The sequence below is a fragment of the Pseudomonas sp. ZL2 genome (assembly GCF_054788455.1).
The window spans coordinates 76,272-93,298 of sequence record NZ_JBGOGX010000014.1 but is presented as its reverse complement, the minus strand read 5'-3'; the positions used below and the strand labels follow the sequence as shown (position 1 = coordinate 93,298).

The following is a 17,027-nucleotide window of genomic DNA, read 5'->3' as shown; positions in this document are numbered from 1 at the left end:
ACTTGACTGGCTGGCATTAGCCACGCCCGCGCAACAACACGGCGGCCCTCACCCGCTGCCTGCCGAAACTGCTGATGCGCGCGAACTCGGCATGGCTCACCGGCAGGTGCTGGCAATCCAGACTGCGACGGTGGCGGCTGTGGTCCACATCGGGGTCATGCAGGTACACGAACTCATCATCGCAGCCAGTCACCAAGATCCAGTGCGGTGCCTTGAGACGCGTGAAGCGGTAGCTGCTAATCAGCACGAGCGGCCTGAACCCAGCCTGCAGCGCCGAACGCACATCAAGGCCGGGTGCCAGGACCTGTTGCACGTCGGTCTCACTCAGCGCCTCGACAAAACCGTCCTCCACGAGCTTCATGACGGCTTTTTTTTGCGCGCTGCGCACGCCATCGAGAAACAGCGAGTCGGCCTGGCTGAGCACCATGCGCACCTCGAACCCCCGACGCCAGGCCGCGAGAGCAAGACCCTGCGGGCTGCAACCGCCGTGGCCGGCGGTCATGAAGATGGTCGTCGCCTCACGCCAGAGCTGGATTTCTTCGGTCCGCAGCAGTGACCGGCCGCGCTCGATAGCGGCCATGGCCATCAGCAGGCAGGCCGCTCCGCAGGTGAACTCGGTGGTTTGCGCGTAGTACGGGACTTGCCGGGCAGGCGCCGGCGCATTGCGCAGGATACGCTTTTCATAGCGCAGCGCCTGGCTGTGGTCTTCGTAGTAATCGTCGACCACGGCGAAGCGTTGATAGCCATTGCTCTCGTACAGACTGACGGCCGCCGGGTTGTCGGTACGCACCTCAAGGCGAAGCCAGGCGCAATTGCGCTGCAGCGCGCTGGCCTGGGCCTGTTCCAGCAGCCGCTGGCCCAGGCCATGCCCGCGCCAGGCTGGGCTTACGGCAATCGAGTACAGGCGTGCCAGTGAAGTGCCGCGGTGGAACAGCAGCAGCGCGTAGCCTGCCAGTTTCCCCTGCTGCTCGGCGACAATCAGACTGGCATTGGCACGTCGCACCATCCAGTTGAAACTGCGCGTGCTCAGGCGATCGAGGGTGAAACAGTCCTGCTCCAGGGCGACCAGCGCATCGATATCGGCCACCGATGCAAAGCGAAAATCAAAAACCATGGCAACACCGTAATGTTTGAGTAACGAACCGGGACAGGTCGGAAAACCCGTGATTTATTGAAGGGGCATCTTCTTCAACAGGGATCGAATACTCATGTCAGCGGTGCAAGCCAACGTGGCCGAAGTATTGGCCAAAACCGAAGTTTCCACAATAACCCTTAACGAGGAGCCACCCAGTAAACTTCGCGCCGGTAGCCGGTTGCTGATACTGGTGGAACGCAAGGAAGATTGGGCGAGCTACCTGCCCAGCGAGAGCTTGATGCTTGCCCAGGACTACCTCGAACACAGCGACGACGTGGCCGGGCGCACGCAGGTGATCAACCTGTGCCGCAACTACAAGTACCTGGGTCAGGGCTACTACTGCTCCTTGCTCGCCGAGGCACGCGGACACAAGGTGCTCCCGTCGGTACGCACGATCAGCGAACTGACCCGCAAGTCCCTTTACGGCGTGGGGCTTGACGACCTGGAGCGCACTCTGGAGCGGGCCCTGGCCAACCATCCCTATGGCAGCACTGAAGCCTTCACCCTCACCCTTTACTTCGGCCGTACCGCCATCGAGCCCCTGCAAGAGATCGGCCGCCAGCTGTTCGAGTCGTTCCCCTGCCCCATCCTGCTAGTGGAATTCCGCCGCGCAGATGTCTGGCAAATCGCCGGCATCAAGGCCGGTACCCTGCACAAGCTGCGCGATGAGCAGCAGCACTTCTTCGCCGACGCCCTGGACGCTTTCAACCGCCGCATCTGGCGCCAGCCCGCCTCCAAACGCCTGGCGCGCTTCGACCTGGCGATCCTGCATGACCCGGCAGAAGCGCTGCCGCCGTCCAACGCCCGGGCGCTGGAGCAGTTCATCGAGAACGGCAGACAGCTCGGCATCGACGTCGACCTGATCGAGAAGAAGGACTACGCGCGCCTGGCCGAGTTCGACGCGTTGTTCATCCGCGAAACCACACGGGTGGACGACCACACCTACCGATTCGCCAAGAAGGCCGAAAGCGAAGGGTTGGTGGTGATCGATGATCCCTCTTCCATACTGCGCTGCACCAACAAGGTCTATCTGGCCGACCTGCTCAAACGCCACAGCCTGGGCGCGCCGGCGACGGAAATCCTTTACAAGGACCGGCCGCAGGAGCTCGAACTAGTGGGCCGCCGCTTAGGTTTCCCGCTGGTGCTGAAGATCCCCGACGGCTGCTTCTCGAAGGGTGTGATCAAAGTCGCCGATGCCCAGGCGCTGGTGTCGGCGGCACAGGAGCTGTTCGAGCACTCGGTGCTGTTATTGGCTCAGGAGTACTGCTACACCGAATACGACTGGCGCATCGGCGTACTCAATGGAGAGGCGCTGTACGCCTGCCAGTACTTCATGTCCAAGGGACACTGGCAGATCTACAACCACAAGGCCCAGGCCGGCGAAGTCAACGGCCAGTGCCGCGCGGTCCCGGTGGAGCAGGCGCCGCCCGAGGTGGTGAAGCTGGCCGTCGACACCGCCCGGCTCATCGGCCATGGGCTGTACGGGGTGGACCTGAAGCAAACCGGCGACCGCGTGCTGGTCATCGAAGTCAACGACAACCCCAACCTCGATGCCGGCACCGAAGACGCCGTGCTGGGCGACGAGCTTTACCGGCGCGTGCTGCAGGCCTTCGTGCAGAGGCTCGAACGCAAACACCTAGGCCAGGCGTGGTAGGCGATGATCGAATGCTTTCGCACCGAAAACGGTGCCCTCCTTGAGGCTCCCGAGGAACAGGCCAGCGTCTGGCTGTGCGTTGCGCCGGACGCGGCCGAGCAGTCCCGGCTGTGCGAGCGCCTAGGGGTTGGCGCCCAGGCTCTGGAATCCTCTCTGGACCCAGATGAAGTGGCGCGCATCGAGATCAAGCCCGACCACCTGTTCCTGATCTGGAAGCGCCCGGAAAGCTTCGACGGGCGGGTGTTCAACGTGTCGTCGTTCGGCGTTGTGCTCAGCGAAAGACGCCTGGTGGTGATCTGTTCCAGCAACTCGCTGCTCGCCAGGGTGGACCTTCAGGCCGGCATGAGCACGCCGTTGGAAGTGCTGATGGCGATGCTGGCCGAGAGCGTGCATCACTACCTGGGCCACCTGCGGATCGTCAAGCAGGTGGCCCGCGAGATCCAGCTGCAGTTCGGCCGGACCATGGACAACCAGCACCTGGTGCAGATGTACAGCTTGAGCGAGAGCCTGGTCTATTACGTCAATGCGATTCAGAGCAACGGTGCCGTGCTGGCGCTGCTGCGCAGCCATGGCCAGAAGCACGGCTTCGGGCCCGACCAGCTGGAGGCGCTCAACGACCTGATCATCGAAAACGAGCAGAGCTACCAGCAGGCGAAGATCCACGCCCAGGTCTTCACCAATCTCATCGAGGCCCGCGGAAACCTGGCCAACAACGGCATGAATCACGCCCTGCGCAATCTGACGCTGATCAATGTGGTGTTCCTGCCGTTGAACCTGCTGGCCAGCATCGGAGGTATGTCGGAGTTTAGCGTGATGACCGCCGGCATGCCCTGGTGGCTGTCGTTCCCGGCACTGCTGCTGGGCATGGCGGTACTCGGAGGGGCCATGGCCGTGGCGTTGCGGCGCATGGCATAAGCACCTGCCCCGCGGGATCAAAACTGTACGAAAGCCAAACCGTGACTGGTGTTTAGATCTCTTATGAACAGTCGACATCGCCCATTTGTTCATCGCATCCTCCGTGTACCCACCCTGCCCGCTCTTCATTCACAACTTGTAGCCGATCTGTCGCAACAAGCCCTTGCGCCACAAAATGTCTTCGTCGCCTTCAATGCCACCGGCACAGAAGCCATCCACTACGCCCAGGATTGCGCGCCCCTGTTCCGTCTCGGCGAGGATCACTTCCGTGGGATTGGCGGTTGCACAAAAAATCCGGCACACCTCCGGAACCATCTTGACGGTGTTCAACACGTTCAGCGGATAGAAACCGTCGCCGAGAAAAATGATGAAGCTATGGCCAGCAGCGATGGCTTGTGCGTTTTTCCGGGCAAGTTCGATCATCGCGGTGTCGGTGCCGGACCAGCGCACCAGGCATTTGCCGGACGCTTCACAAAAGGCCACGCCAAACGGGATACCCGGCACGGTATTTACCAACGCTTCATGGATGTCCTCGACGGACTTGATGAAGTGCGTCTGGCCCAAAATGAAGTTCGTCGCTTCCGGCTTGTCGATTTTCAACGTGATGAGTTGCATCTCAAACACCTCCTTTCACGATGTGGGTAGCAGATACTGGCAATAGACCAAGCTTAGCTACTCAGGGGGGAGGTACAGCCGTTTAGGCACCTGCCTGTCCCACCACCACGGAATGGGCGCTGAAGCAGGTCTCGATCAACTTCCACTGCCCATCGATGCGCCGGTAACGATCCAGGTAAATGCCACCCAGTTGCCGCGTGGCGCCGCTCTCGCCATCCAGGTTGAAGTAGTACAGTGCCCAGCGCCCCTGGGCTTCGTCGTCACTGGTCAATTGAATTTCCGGGTTGGCGCCGTGGTGCAGGTCAATCACCCGGTCCTGGCAAGCCAGTTGCTGATAGAGCGCCACGAAGCTGTCGCGATCGCGAAAGACTCCTACCGGGCCGTAGTCGATCAGGATCTCGCCTTCGGCAAAGCAGTCGCGGATTACCGCCACTTGCTTCAGGTCACAGGCATTGAAATAGCGGTGCTTGAGCTGGCGAATGGCGTCGAGCGCCTCCAGGTGGGCAATGCGTTGTTCCAGGCTCATTCGGCAGACCTCGCAATTGGGGTGAGTTGAGTCTATCGAGCCGCGAGCGAATGCTGATCGTCTGTTGGGACTAGCTGTAGCGATGCGTTTGGGCAGGCGTCAGCCAATCGCCGCTTCAGTAGTCTGTTCGGAGGATTCCGTTGCTTTGCTTTGACCCCAGCATGGCTTCGAGTCGATACCCCGCCCGTTCATTGAACAACTGCGAAGGAACTTGATCGCCATGGAAAAAGTCATCTACCTGCTCTGGCGCGACACGCAGACCCCGCGCGAAACCTTCGCCCGGCAACTGCGCAACGAACTTGCCGCGCAACTGCAGGCCCTGGGTGCCCAAAGGCTGCAACTGAACCTGGCCGACACCGACGTCACCCCCGCGGCAGGTTTGCGCCAGGAGAACAACCGGCCTCTGCCGGATGCCAGCCTGTCGCTGTGGCTGGACAGCGCCAATGCCAGTGCCAGGCATCCGTTTGACACGCTCATCCTGGAGGCAACGGCCCGTATGGCGGCCTATCTGGTGTGTGAGTCTGAAGCCATTCGCAACACGCGCTTTCCCTGCGCGCCCGGCGAACGGACCTACGGTTTCGCGCAGATCGCCCTGCTGACTCGCCCTCCTCGCCTGACCCCGCACGCCTGGCTGGACATCTGGCGCAACCACCACACGGCAGTGGCCATCGATACCCAGGACAACTTCCAGTACGTGCAGAATCTGGTGGTACAAGTGCTGACCCACGGCGCCCCGCCCATCGACGCCATCGTCGAAGAGTGCTTCCCGCCCGCGGCGATGACCGATCCGCTGGCCTTCTTTAACGCAGTCGGCGATGAGGCAAAATTCCAGCGCAACCTGGCGATCATGATGGACAGCTGTGCGCGCTTTATCGATTTCGACAAGATCGACGTGCTGCCCACCAGTCAGTATCGCCTTTAGCGCTGGTCAAACAGGTTGGCGGTAACCTTGAGCTGTGCGGGAATCGGTGACGTCACGGTTTCAAAGATGCGCCGGTAGCCTGTCACAACGATTATCCAGCGTCCGTCACGCTTGACGTACTCGTCCTGGTACAAGGCGGTACCGTGCAGCATCCAGTCGCCCTCAAGGTCGATAGCGTGATCTTCCAGGTACCAGGTGCCGCGGGCCGTGTCCGGCCCCAGGATCTCGATCTGGGGATGATGCCCCTGGTGTTTGCACAGAAACGTGGGGCGGTCGAGAATCGCCTTGAGCCCTCCAATAAAGGCCGCCCGGCTGTTGAAGCTGTATTTGCCGCTATCCAGGGCGGTGGTCAGGTCTTCAGCCAGGCACTCCTCCAGTGCCGCCCAGTCATGGCAGTCAACCGCGCGAAAGTAGCGGTACTTGAGCTGCTTGATTTGCTCGATCTCGAGAATGTCGTCCAGGGTAATGGCCATCAGTGGTACTCCTGTCGCTGGGGAGGGATCGCCCACAGGATAGGTCGATGCCCACGGGCGTCATCGTCCGGCCGGACTACGACGCTCCACGCCCCGGCAGGGGCTAAGCTGGTACGATGAATCTTCGACTCTCAAGGTGAATGCCATGAGTGCCCTGTCGCTATCTGAACTCGATGCCGCATTGCCCGGTTTGGCCCGCAAGATCCGCGTACTCGATGCTCTGGCGTGGCCCGAGGGGAGTGAGGAGGTTTTCCTCGCCCAATGGCGTAGCGGCAAGGCGCAATTGCCCAAGGTCGAGTTCAGGCCGCGCGAGCACAGCGCCGACATCGCGGCGCTGGACAGCTTTGTCGAGCATTGCGATCAGGGGCATCCGGCGGGCCGTTTTCTCGCCAGGACCGCGCACAGCTATGCCACGGCCGGGCGTATGTTGGGGGCCATGGGTACCCCGGCATTTACCCGGTACTCTTCGGCGCTGTACCGACGCCCGGACTTTTACTACCCCAGGCAAAAGCTGAGCATGCTGGACGCCGCCCATTTTTTTCTGAAAACCACCGACGCCCTGTTGGGTGGCAACCATATTCCCCCCAGCCCTGCCGACATTCCGGCCGATGTGTTTGCGGCCTGGCTGCAACCGGAGCTGGACCGCTTTTTTGGTGCAGGCCAGATCAGCATCAAGCTTGAGCCTGGCCTGGCTGCCAAGGCAATTGCCGGGACAAGCCGCATTCGCCTGCGTGCCAGTGCCTTGTTCAGCGAACTGGACAAGCAGCAGTTGCTGCAGCACGAGGCTTTTGTGCACGTGGCCACCGCACAGAACGGTGCGCGCCAGCCCAACCTCAAATGCCTGGCCCTGGGGGCGCCACGCACCACCCAGACACAAGAAGGCATTGCCACGCTGGCTGAACTGCTCACCGGCAGCATGGATATCAACCGCTTGCGGCGCCTCGCCTTGCGCGTGCTCGCGGTGCAGCAAGCGCTCGATGGCGCCGACTTCATCCAGGTGTTCGAAGGCTTTCTCAAGGCTGGCCAGTCGCCGGAAGAGTCCTTGCGCTCAACGCAGCGGATTTTCCGTGGCGCCAATGTGCGAGGTGGTTCGGCATTCACCAAGGATGCCGCGTACCTGACTGGGCTGCTCGGCGTGCACACTTTGCTGCGCGTAGCGATCCGCGACAACCGCCCGGAGCTGGTCGGGCATTTGTTTGCCGGGCGCCTGAGCCTGGGCGACACCTTGCACTTGGCGCCGCTGTTTGAGTCGGGCTGGTTGGTGGGGCCAACCTTTATTCCGGCCTGGGCCAGCGACCTGCGGCGGCTCGCCGCCGGTCTTGCTTTTTCGGCCTTTATCGCCCGGATCAATCTGGATGTGCTCGACCTGCAACGGTTCATGGATGTTGAAGATGAACATGAAGTCGATGCATAGGCCGGTATAACGCCCGCGTCACAAACTACGCCCCAGCAACTGACCTGGCCAGCCATCCACGCTGAAAGCTGAAATCGGCTCATACCCGCAGGATTCATAGAAGCGCACCAGCGCCCTCTTCCCACCGCCATAGCAGTCCACGCGCAAGCGACTTACTCCCACAGCCCGTGCGCGTTCATCGGCAAAGGCCAACAGACGCCGACCCACTCCGCGAACCCGTGTATCACGCGAGGCAATCAGCATTCTCACATAGATCTCCGGCGCGCTAGCACAAGGCACATAGGGCATGGCCTCGCCCAGGACCAATGCGGCGCAAATCCTGCCTGCGCAATCTTCTGCCACCCACGCCTCAGGTAGCGTACAGGCTTCCGTCACCCGCTCAATCTGCCGAGGTGACTGTGACCATGGTTCACTGCCCCACTGCCCCACATTGCCCATGCCAACGAACCAGGCAATTACTTCATCAAAGAGGTTCAACACCGCCGGCGCATCAAGTGCGCTGGCACGACGGATAACCAGGCTGTCCATTTCAGTCATTGCTCCCTTCAAAACTCCATCGCCATCGTCAGCGCCACATCACACACGTCCCGAAGGAAATTCGGCGGCTGTGCTCAACTGCGCAATGGAGGGTTTTGGCCGGCCCCTCGAAGCGCCTTGTAGATCTCGGAGACCACCTGCATCGTTGCGTCTTCGATTGTTCCTTCGTTGCGGCATAAAACCCAGCCGTGATCGGCAATCGCTCGCTCGAACGCCTCGGTACTAGCGACTTGTTCCTCCAGCTTATGCATCACGGTACTGCTCAGCCCACGGCTTCGTGCCGCTGCCCTCGCCCATGAAACCTCTGGGGCGGTGACAACCCCGACATGCAGGTCTGGCACTCGCACGTTTCGATCCATGTTCAACTGTAGAATCTCTGCAAACGGGACTATCCGGCGAAACGCAGCATCAGACGGGTACCAACGATCGATCAAGATGATGCTGTCTGCGGGCTGTTTAGTCAGCACGTGCTGGGAAATCCAATAACGGCTATCAGCGAAGCGCTCACACACCCCCAGCTCCAGATCCCGGCAGGGGTCTCTGACGAGTTTGTTCACCAGGGCCATTGTTTCACCCCTGTAGGGATCGCTTTTTTTCTCGCACAGTCGGATCACCTTCCTGTTGTCTGCCCGCAGTGCTTTCGTCACGGCCTCCAACAGTGTGGTTTTACCGGTGCCCTTGGGCCCATCGAGAGACACAAACAGCGGACGATTCATTCTTCAAACAACGATTGATGTATTGATGAACACTCTACTGGTTTCTGGCTGACGGGTCTCAGAATCTCGGGTTTGTGCCAAGCATCGAGCTGTAGCTCGAAGGCGAGACACCCATCACTGTGCGCAATGCATTGCTTCAGAGGGCGGTCGATGCAAACTGAAATGACGGGGGTCGGGGACCAACTTTTTCATAACGTGCTCCAAAGGTGCGGTGGAGCGACCACGCTTCGCTGCTAAACGAAGGGTGGCAGCTATACGCGGGTTAGCAGACCGGGCACCTAGAGCAAAACCGGCGCACCCGAAGGTGCCCCACGTACAGCCGCCATATAGCGGTTTCCGTTGAACTCTAGATGCGTGTTCGGACTGCTAAATCCGGTCATTGGATTTTCCAACGACGGCAGCAGCCTAGGGCCATGAAGGGCCCGGCACAACAGAGCATCGGCGCCGGAAGTATGATTCAGAACGGTCTGACAGAAAACACCTACAGCATCGCGATTTGTCGCAGATAGATGTGGGAGCAACTGACTTGTTTGCCCCTAAGATATGATGCCCGCCCGTCAGACAACTGGAAGCCCGATCCGCATGCTCAAACCCTTGACCCTCCTGACGCTCGCCTGTGCTTCTAGCTATGCCAACGCCGCGCCCAGCGACCTTGTCGGCGTCTGGCAAGGCACCCTCGGCAAGACCGCGATCACCGCCTGTTTCAACGCCGCCCCCGACAGCAACGGCAGTTACTACTACCAACGCTTCCTGACGCCGATCCAGCTTACCCGGGAAAAGGCCGGCGAACCCTGGGCCGAAGCCGGCAAGACGGGGTTCTGGCAACTGGACGCGCCCCAGGGCGATACGCTGGCCGGAACCTGGAGCAAGGCCGCAGGCGGCACGCCGTTGCCCTTGGCGCTGACGCGTTCAAGTGCCGAAGGCTGTGGTGGCGACGCCTATAACGCGCCAATGGAGGCGGCACCGCTACCGGTCAAGGTAGAGAAAGAAGCCTTCGGCGAGCACGCCTATCAGGTCAGGACCCAAGGCGCCCAGGTGACCTTGAAGCTGGAGGGGGATGGCCCGGCTATCCGCAAGATCAATCAACACCTGGCACGTCTCGCGGTCAGCTCCGAGGGCCAGCAAGCGTTCTTCAGCGAGCGACGCGAATACCTGGGCCGCAGCGGCTCCGCCGACACCAGCGAGATCAGCGTCGCCCCCACGTACTGGTCGTCGCAGTGGATCACCGTCAGGTTTTACCGCTGGACCGCAGGCTATGGTCGCGGCGGCATCAGTTGGGGCCTGCATACCTGGAACCTGCAGACCGGCGAAAGCGTCGATCCCTGGACCTGGATCGGTGCGCGTTTTGAGTGGTACAGCCCCTACTCCGGGCATGTCAGCCTGCCGAAAGCATTCGCCAGCTGGCTCCAGACTCAGGCCACAGCGGACAGCGACTGCCCCGGCGTGGCGAGCTACGACTCCTACGACCTGAGTTTCGACGCCCAGGGCATGCGCCTGGCCAACCAGCCCAGCGGCGATGGCTGTGACGTAGACGTGACCTTCAGCTGGAAGCAGGTTGAGCCGCTGCTGTCGGCACAAGGTCGGGCAGCGCTGCCGAGCTTGCAGGTGCCGTGAGCAACGCCTCGATGTAACCTGGTGCGCCATGTGGCGGGCATCGCGCTCAAGCATGGCGCGGGAGAAGGCCAGCTCCGCCCGCAGAATCGCCAGCTGCACCATGCACTGCTTGAGCACCCGGCATCGGCTGGGCACTCAGGGCCTTGCATATCTGTTGCCGGGGCCTCAGAACGCCCAGTCCAGGGTCAGCCCGACCCCGTGGCTCTTGTCGCGACTACCCAGCAGTCCGTTATAGTCCAGGTTGACCCGGGCCTGGCGACCCAGGGCGATCCCCGCCCGTGCACCGACCACCGCCGCATCACGATCCAGGGACAGCGCCTGGACCTTGTAGGTATCGCCCTGGCCAGCGAAGGCCAGGTGCTGGTCGGCCCCGGTGGAGCTCAGGTTGTGCTGCCAGCCCAGGGTGGCGGAAAGCTCCACCGCCTGGCCGCCGGACAATTGCAGTTGCTTGCCGGCGCGCATGCCCAGGGTCGAGAGCCAGGCATCCCGGTTATCCTGCCCACCCTTGAGCGCAGCAGCGCCGCCATGTTCCTTGAAGCTGTCGCTGGCTATATGCACATAGGCCAGGTTGGCGAACGGCTCCAGCGCCATGCTCGGCAGTGCGACCTTCCAGGCGGCCTCGCCGAACACCTGAGTGCTCTGGGCATCGCGCTTGCTCTTCTGGCGATCGCTGACCTCGTTGTACTGCAGCTCGCGCTTGGTCTCGATCCGGTGCCAGCTATGGCTGCCGCCCAGGCTCAAGCGCATCTGCTCCAGTTCCTTGCCGGCATAGGCACCCAGGTGGTAGCTATCGACGCTGGCCGAGGAATGACGACCATCGCCCATGCTCAGCGAACTGTCGCTGTAGCCGGTGAAGACCCCGACGCGGGTGTCCTCGCTCATCTGCCCGTCAATCCCCAGCAACATGCCGCCAATGGAACTGCTATAGCGCGCCCGACCGGAATCACCCTCGGCCTTGCCCCAGGCCCCCAGGGCCTTGACCCACAGGCCGTTGTCCTGGCCTTCCACGGCCGGCGCGGCGGCGACGCCCTGCTGACGGGTTCGCTCGCCCACGGCGTCGCGCAACTGGCGGCTGTCGTTGAGCAGCAGGTTGCCCACCGCCGGGTGGATTTCCCCGGACAGTTGATCGAAAGCCTGCTGGGCGCTGCCGGCATTGGCCGACAACAGCAGGCTCTCGTAGACCGGGTTGCCCGCGCCGAGCTGATCGGCGGCCGCGGCCACCGAACGCTGGTTGGCGGTCAAGCCGACACTGGCGAAAGAAGTGGCGTTACGCTGCACCGCCAGCTGCACCCCGCTGCCGGTATAGGCCAGGCCACCACCGAGGAACAGTGAGTTGGACTGCACACTGGCGAAACCGCCCTGCACGCCGCCCGCGGCCTCCAGGATGTCGAACTGACGCCCCACCAGGCTGGTTGTCCGCTGGGACTGCAGCGAAACCCCGGGGTTCTGCAGGTCCAGGGCCAGGTTCGCACCGTCCAGGGAAGCCTTGCCATCGCTGACCAGGCGGTCGCTGCCAGCGGCATCCACCTCTACGGCATAGGTCGAGCCCGGCTGGAAGGTCACGTCGGAACTCACGTGCAAGGTGCCGATGGAGTTGCCTGGCGCCACCACGCCGCCGGCGTTGGCCAGCAGCGCGCCGACCCGGCCATTGCCGCCCAGCACGCCGCCGGCATTGACCGTCACCGCCGATTGCAGCGAACCATTGACCGCCAGCCGTCCCTGGTTGACCAGGGTCGGGCCGGAGTAAGTGCTGTTACCGGTGAGCACCAGGGTTCCGATGCCCTGCTTGGTCAGGCCGCCATGGCCAGCGATATCGTTGCTCCACAGGTCCAGCCCGCAGCCCAGGTCGTTGCAGCGCCGCTGGGTCGGCTTGCCGGCATCCACCAGGGCGCCGATACCCGGCAGATCGACCACGAACTGGCTCGGGCCGTAGCCACCGGCGATGCGGAACGCCTCGGGAATGTCCTGTTCGGTGACCAACATGCCCGGGCCCCGGAGCCCCTTGTCCAGGTCGATCATGCCCCAGCCGTACAAGGCATCGATGCCGGGCGTGCCCATGTCGGTGGCGGTGGTGCGCAGCACGCTGGCGATCTGTGCGCCGCTCATGTAGGGGAAGCGCTCCATCAGCACCGCCGCCGCACCGGCGGCATGGGGCGCGGCCATGGACGTACCGTTCTTGTTGGCATAGCCCTGGGTCAGGTCTTCCAGGCTGGTGCCGCCAATCACCGCGCTGTAGATCCGGGTGCCGGGGGCCGATACGCAGAGGCTCGCGGTATAGCCGCAACGGGAAGAGAACGTGCTGATCAGGTACGGGTTGGCGCTGCTGGTGTCGGGGTTCTGCTGTAACGCCGCCACGGTCAGCCAGTTGGGGGCAATCTCCGGCACGAAATAGCCCAGCCCGGCAATCGCATCGGGGTTGTTCAGGTTGTAGTCGTTGCCGGCGGCGAAGATCGTCATGACCCCGCTGCGGGCGGCGGCGATGGCCCCGTCATAGGCGCCACCGGGCATGGTGCCCAGCAGTGGCTGGATCTGCGCGAACTGCGCCCGGGCATCGTCCACGGTGAAATGCGGGAACTCCGGATTGCGCCCACCCTTGGCGAAACGATCGGTGATGCCGATGCCCCAGCTGTTGTTGATGATCCGCGCGCCGCTGGCCACCAGGCTGTCCCAGCCGGCCTTGTACACCGCGCCATCGTTGCCCAGGACGATGCCATCCTCGGGGCCGGGGTCGCCGTTGTCGGCGCTGATGATCTGCGCATCGAAGGCCACGCCGTGCATCGACACGCCGTCACGGTTGCCGGCGGCGATCCCGCCGACGTGGGTGCCGTGGGAACCGAGCTTGCCATCCGAGCCCACCGACGGGCTGCCGTCATAGCGGAAAACATCGCCGGCCTTCACCGGGATGTAGGGGTCGGTGTACTGGCGGATGCCGGTGGTGACCAGGGTCACCATCTTGTCCTTGCCGGCGAACTCGGGGTGCTGGGCGTATACCGGCTGGTCGAAGATCCCCAGCTTGACCCCCTTGCCGCTGTAGCCGGCGGCATAAGCGCTGTCGGCGTGGATCGCCCCAAGCCCCCAATCGGCCTTGAATTCGCTGCTGCGCCAGCTGCCGGCGTCGCCGAGGCGCCCACTCTCCACGTAGGGTGCGGCCTGGGCCGTGCCCATCAGCGCCGCCCAGCCCATCAATGCGCGACCCAGTGGGGCCAGGGACCAGCCCTGCCCGAGCGCGCTGTCATCCTTTCTGACTTGCTTCACTACGACCTTCCTTAGTTGCATTGATAAAAACCGCGTTGGTCAAACTCCGTATTGCAACGCCTGGCCGGCGAGCCCTTGGCCCCACCAGCGCCACAGCGCTTCAGAAACGCCATTGCAGGTTGAGTCCCGCGCCATGCTGTTGCTCACGACTGGCCAGGCGCCCCTGGTAGTCCAGGCTCAGGTCCAGGTCGCGGGTCAGCCCCACCCGTGCCTGGAGCCCCACCAGCGCGGCATCGCGCAAGGCCGGCGCAGTCTCCACCCGGAACGGCAGGTCGCTACCGGCAAAGGCCAGGTGCTCGCGATCCTGGGTCCCGCTCAGGCGGTGCTGCCAGCCCAGGCTTGCCGCCAGCTGCAGGTCTTGCTGCGGGCCCAGTTGCCATTGCTGGCGCCCACGCAGGCCCAAGGTGCTGAGCCAGGCATCACGCTGCTCGTCGCGAGCATGCAGCGCCGCGGCATCGCCCTTCTCATGGAAGGCATCGCGGTCCAGATGCTGGTAGGTCAGGTTGACGAAGGGCTCCAACTGCAGCGCCGGCAAAGCCAGGCGATAGGCCGCCTCGGCGAAGAACTGCTGGCTGCGGGCATCGACCCGTGCGCGCTGGCGGCCGGACACCTCGGCATAGGCCAAGTCGCGCCGGACCTCGGCACGGTGCCAGCTGTAGCTGCCGCCCAGGCTCAAGCGCAACTGGTCCAGGTCGTGGCGGGCATAGGCGCCCAGGTGGTAGCTGTCGACCGTGGCCCGGGAGTGGCTGCCGCCCATGCCCAGGGAGCTGTCGCTGTAGCCTGCGGCCAGGCCGGCGCCGGTCTGCTCGTCAAGGTCATGGTCCACGCCCAGCAGCATGCCGCCCAGGGAACTGGTATAGGACTCGCTGCCCTGCACGCCCTCGATGCGTCCCCAGCTGCCCAGGCCCTTGAGCCAGAGCTGGGTCGAGCCTGACTCGCTCGCAGTCGTTCCAGGCGCGTTGGCATTCAGTGCAGGACCTTGCACACGCTCGCCCAAGGCATCGCGCAAGACCGAGCCCTGGCTGAGCAGCATCGAGTCCAGCGCCGGGTAGATCTCCCCGGACAGCTGCCGCAGGCCGTCCCGGGCCTGGTCCGCCGAGGTCGAGAGCAGCAGGCTTTCATACACGGGATTGCCCGGTCCCAGGCGCTCCACGGCGCCGCCGCTGGCGCGCTGGTTGGCCGTGGCACCGACACTGGCGAACGTCGTGCCGCTGCGCGTCACGTCCAGCTGCACGTCGTTGGCCGAATAATCGAGTACGGTCCCCAGAAACAGGTAGCCGGGCTGGACCTGGGCGAAACGCCCGTTGACCCCACCCGCTGCCTGCAGGATGTCGAACTGGCGCCCCACCAGGCTGGATACCGGGCCACCGGCCAACAGGTTCGGCTGCGCCTGGGGCACCAGGCTGAGATTGGCGCCACCGACACTGGCCTGACCGCCCACGACGAGCCGGTCGCTGGCCGTGGGCGAAAGCTCCACCTGATAGGTCGAGCCCGGCTGCAAGTCCAGGTTGCCGGCGACATTCAAGGTACCGATGGAGTTACCCGGGGCCACCACGCCCCCGGCGCTGGCAGTCAGGGCACCGATCCGGCCGTTGCCGCCCAGGGTAGCGCCTGCGTTGACCGTCACCGCCGATTGCAGGTTGCCGTTGACCGCCAGCAATCCACCATCGACCCGGGTCGGGCCGCGGTAGCTGCTGTCACCCGTGAGCACCAGCCAGCCGGCCCCGGACTTGACCAGACTGCCCTGGTAGACCCGCTGCGCGGCAGCCGCGTCCCGGGCCATGCCCAGGGCATAGTCGCTGCGATCCTGCTGGCTGGCTCCCGGTGCCAGGCCATTCTCCCAGCCGCGATCCTTGAGGGTCTGCTGCCAGGCTTGGCGTTCCGCGGCGTCCTCGGCCTGACGCTGTAGCAGGGCCTGGTCGGAGATACCGTTGCTCCAGATATCGCCCTGCCCGCGGCCCAGGGTGACGTCGAATTCACCCAGTAGCTGCCCGGGGCCGTGCAACGCCCGGCTCAGGTCCGGGACGCCCCAGCCCACCCGGTCGCTGGGCCCCTGGGTCGGCGAGCCATCGAGCTGGCGCGAGGTGGTCAACAGCACTTGCAGGGCCTGCTGGTTGTTCAGGTAGGGATAACGCTCCATGACCAGGGCCAAGGCCCCGGTGGCATGGGGTGCGGCCATCGAGGTGCCGTTGTAGGTGGCGTAGCCGCCACCGGGCACGGTACTGGTGATCGCCGCACCCGGGGTCGCCAGGCACCAGTACTTGGCGATGCCGCACTGGTTGTATTTCTGCTGGTTGTTCTTGTCCAGGCCCGACACCGCCAGCCAGTGGCCTTCCAGCTCCGGCTGGAAGTACGGCAGCGCCGAGCGCACGCTGGCATTGGCATAACCGCTGTTGCCGGCGCTGAACACGTTGATCACGCCACGGCGCGCCACGTCGCCGGCAGCGTCGAGCCAGGTGTCCTGCTGGAAATGCTGGGCGTAGGCCGCGCGCAAGTCGCCCAGGGTCTGGTAGCTGACCCCCTTGGGCTGGCTGCCCCAGCTGTTGTTGATGGCCCGAGCACCGGCATCCACCAGGGCACCGTAGACCGCCTTGAAATACCGCGGATCGGGGCCGGTGCCGAACTGGAAACTGTCGTTGTGGTTGGTGTTGCCCACGTAAACCTGGGCATTGAAGGCCACGCCCTGCATGCCAACGCCATCACGGGCCGCGCCCATGGTGCCGGTGACATGGGTGCCATGGCTGTCGTTGGCGCCATTGAGCACCCCGGACACACTGAACGGGGTGCCGTCCAGGTACTGGCCGGTGGCGGTAACCGATTGAAAACGTCCGGGGCTGGCCTCGGGATGGGCGGCATCGAAACCCGAGTCCAGGGCGCCGATGCTGACCCCGGCGCCGGTGATCCCGGCGGCATAGGCCTGGCTCGCCTGCATGCGCTCCAGGCCCCAGTCCTGCTGGTATTCGGCCGACCGCCAGCTGGCGGGGTCGCCCGGGCGGCCGGTCTCTTGATAGGCCGCCGCAGCCGACAGCGGCAGCCCGGTGGCGAACGCCAGGCACAGGGTGCCCGTCAGCGTCTTGAGCTGATCACATCTAACATCCATGTCGATGACTTCTCTTGTTTTTGTTGTCGGGTCGCCCGTCCTGGGTCGACCAGTGTGTCGCTGCATTGCTCGGCCGCAAGCCAAGGAAGCAGCCTGCGGCTGCAAATATTGCTCCTACGTCGAATATCTGTGCAACACCTAGCGTCGAGTT

Annotated in this window: 13 protein-coding genes; 5 read left to right on the top strand and 8 right to left on the bottom strand. The window is 63.6% G+C overall.

What is annotated here, in order from left to right:
• Window positions 1-16 precede the first annotated feature (16 nt).
• Complete coding sequence (locus tag ABM562_RS12630) at window positions 17-1,114, bottom strand: GNAT family N-acetyltransferase/peptidase C39 family protein (protein WP_460422178.1); 1,098 nt, start codon at window positions 1,112-1,114, stop codon at window positions 17-19.
• A gap of 94 nt (window positions 1,115-1,208) precedes the next feature.
• Here ABM562_RS12630 and ABM562_RS12625 point away from each other — a divergent pair, with 94 nt between their 5' ends.
• Complete coding sequence (locus ABM562_RS12625; RefSeq protein ID WP_115089587.1) at window positions 1,209-2,789, top strand: RimK family protein; 1,581 nt, start codon at window positions 1,209-1,211, stop codon at window positions 2,787-2,789.
• Between the two features lie 3 nt (window positions 2,790-2,792).
• Window positions 2,793-3,704, top strand: a complete 912-nt coding sequence (locus ABM562_RS12620) for a magnesium transporter CorA family protein (RefSeq protein WP_115089586.1) — start codon at window positions 2,793-2,795, stop codon at window positions 3,702-3,704.
• Between the two features lie 129 nt (window positions 3,705-3,833).
• On the opposite strand, the gene ABM562_RS12615 is transcribed toward ABM562_RS12620, so the two are convergent.
• Both ABM562_RS12615 and ABM562_RS12610 read right to left on the bottom strand, forming a co-directional pair.
• Window positions 3,834-4,319 (bottom strand): adenosine-specific kinase, encoded by a 486-nt coding sequence (locus tag ABM562_RS12615; protein ID WP_115089585.1) that lies wholly within the window; start codon window positions 4,317-4,319, stop codon window positions 3,834-3,836.
• An 82-nt stretch (window positions 4,320-4,401) separates the two neighbouring features.
• On the bottom strand, window positions 4,402-4,845 hold the full coding sequence (locus ABM562_RS12610) for a nuclear transport factor 2 family protein (protein ID WP_115089584.1): 444 nt from the start codon (window positions 4,843-4,845) through the stop codon (window positions 4,402-4,404).
• Between the two features lie 220 nt (window positions 4,846-5,065).
• Here ABM562_RS12610 and ABM562_RS12605 point away from each other — a divergent pair, with 220 nt between their 5' ends.
• Complete coding sequence (locus ABM562_RS12605; RefSeq protein ID WP_460422175.1) at window positions 5,066-5,767, top strand: EthD domain-containing protein; 702 nt, start codon at window positions 5,066-5,068, stop codon at window positions 5,765-5,767.
• Here ABM562_RS12605 and ABM562_RS12600 read toward each other — a convergent pair.
• Window positions 5,764-6,240 (bottom strand): nuclear transport factor 2 family protein, encoded by a 477-nt coding sequence (locus tag ABM562_RS12600; protein WP_115089582.1) that lies wholly within the window; start codon window positions 6,238-6,240, stop codon window positions 5,764-5,766. The genes ABM562_RS12605 and ABM562_RS12600 overlap by 4 nt on opposite strands.
• 145 nt (window positions 6,241-6,385) lie before the next feature.
• Here ABM562_RS12600 and ABM562_RS12595 point away from each other — a divergent pair, with 145 nt between their 5' ends.
• On the top strand, window positions 6,386-7,654 hold the full coding sequence (locus tag ABM562_RS12595; RefSeq protein WP_233674377.1) for a flavohemoglobin expression-modulating QEGLA motif protein: 1,269 nt from the start codon (window positions 6,386-6,388) through the stop codon (window positions 7,652-7,654).
• 18 nt (window positions 7,655-7,672) lie between these two features.
• Here the strand turns inward: ABM562_RS12595 and ABM562_RS12590 are convergent, their stop codons facing one another.
• Window positions 7,673-8,191, bottom strand: a complete 519-nt coding sequence (locus ABM562_RS12590) for a GNAT family N-acetyltransferase (RefSeq protein WP_115089580.1) — start codon at window positions 8,189-8,191, stop codon at window positions 7,673-7,675.
• Window positions 8,192-8,265: 74 nt separating this feature from the next.
• The gene (locus ABM562_RS12585; RefSeq protein ID WP_134062688.1) at window positions 8,266-8,907 is read right to left on the bottom strand and encodes a dTMP kinase; all 642 of its coding nucleotides are present in this window, start codon (window positions 8,905-8,907) and stop codon (window positions 8,266-8,268) included.
• A 582-nt stretch (window positions 8,908-9,489) separates the two neighbouring features.
• Here ABM562_RS12585 and ABM562_RS12580 point away from each other — a divergent pair.
• A complete protein-coding gene (locus ABM562_RS12580) occupies window positions 9,490-10,521 on the top strand; it encodes a hypothetical protein (RefSeq protein WP_460422172.1) in 1,032 nt (343 codons plus the stop codon).
• A 165-nt stretch (window positions 10,522-10,686) separates the two neighbouring features.
• On the opposite strand, the gene ABM562_RS12575 is transcribed toward ABM562_RS12580, so the two are convergent.
• Window positions 10,687-13,704: an autotransporter outer membrane beta-barrel domain-containing protein gene (locus ABM562_RS12575; RefSeq protein ID WP_460422236.1), complete on the bottom strand. Its 3,018-nt coding sequence runs from the start codon at window positions 13,702-13,704 to the stop codon at window positions 10,687-10,689.
• A 172-nt stretch (window positions 13,705-13,876) separates the two neighbouring features.
• Window positions 13,877-16,876, bottom strand: coding sequence for an autotransporter serine peptidase EprS (gene eprS, locus ABM562_RS12570; RefSeq protein ID WP_460422170.1), 3,000 nt, complete (start codon window positions 16,874-16,876; stop codon window positions 13,877-13,879).
• Window positions 16,877-17,027: the final 151 nt, after the last annotated feature.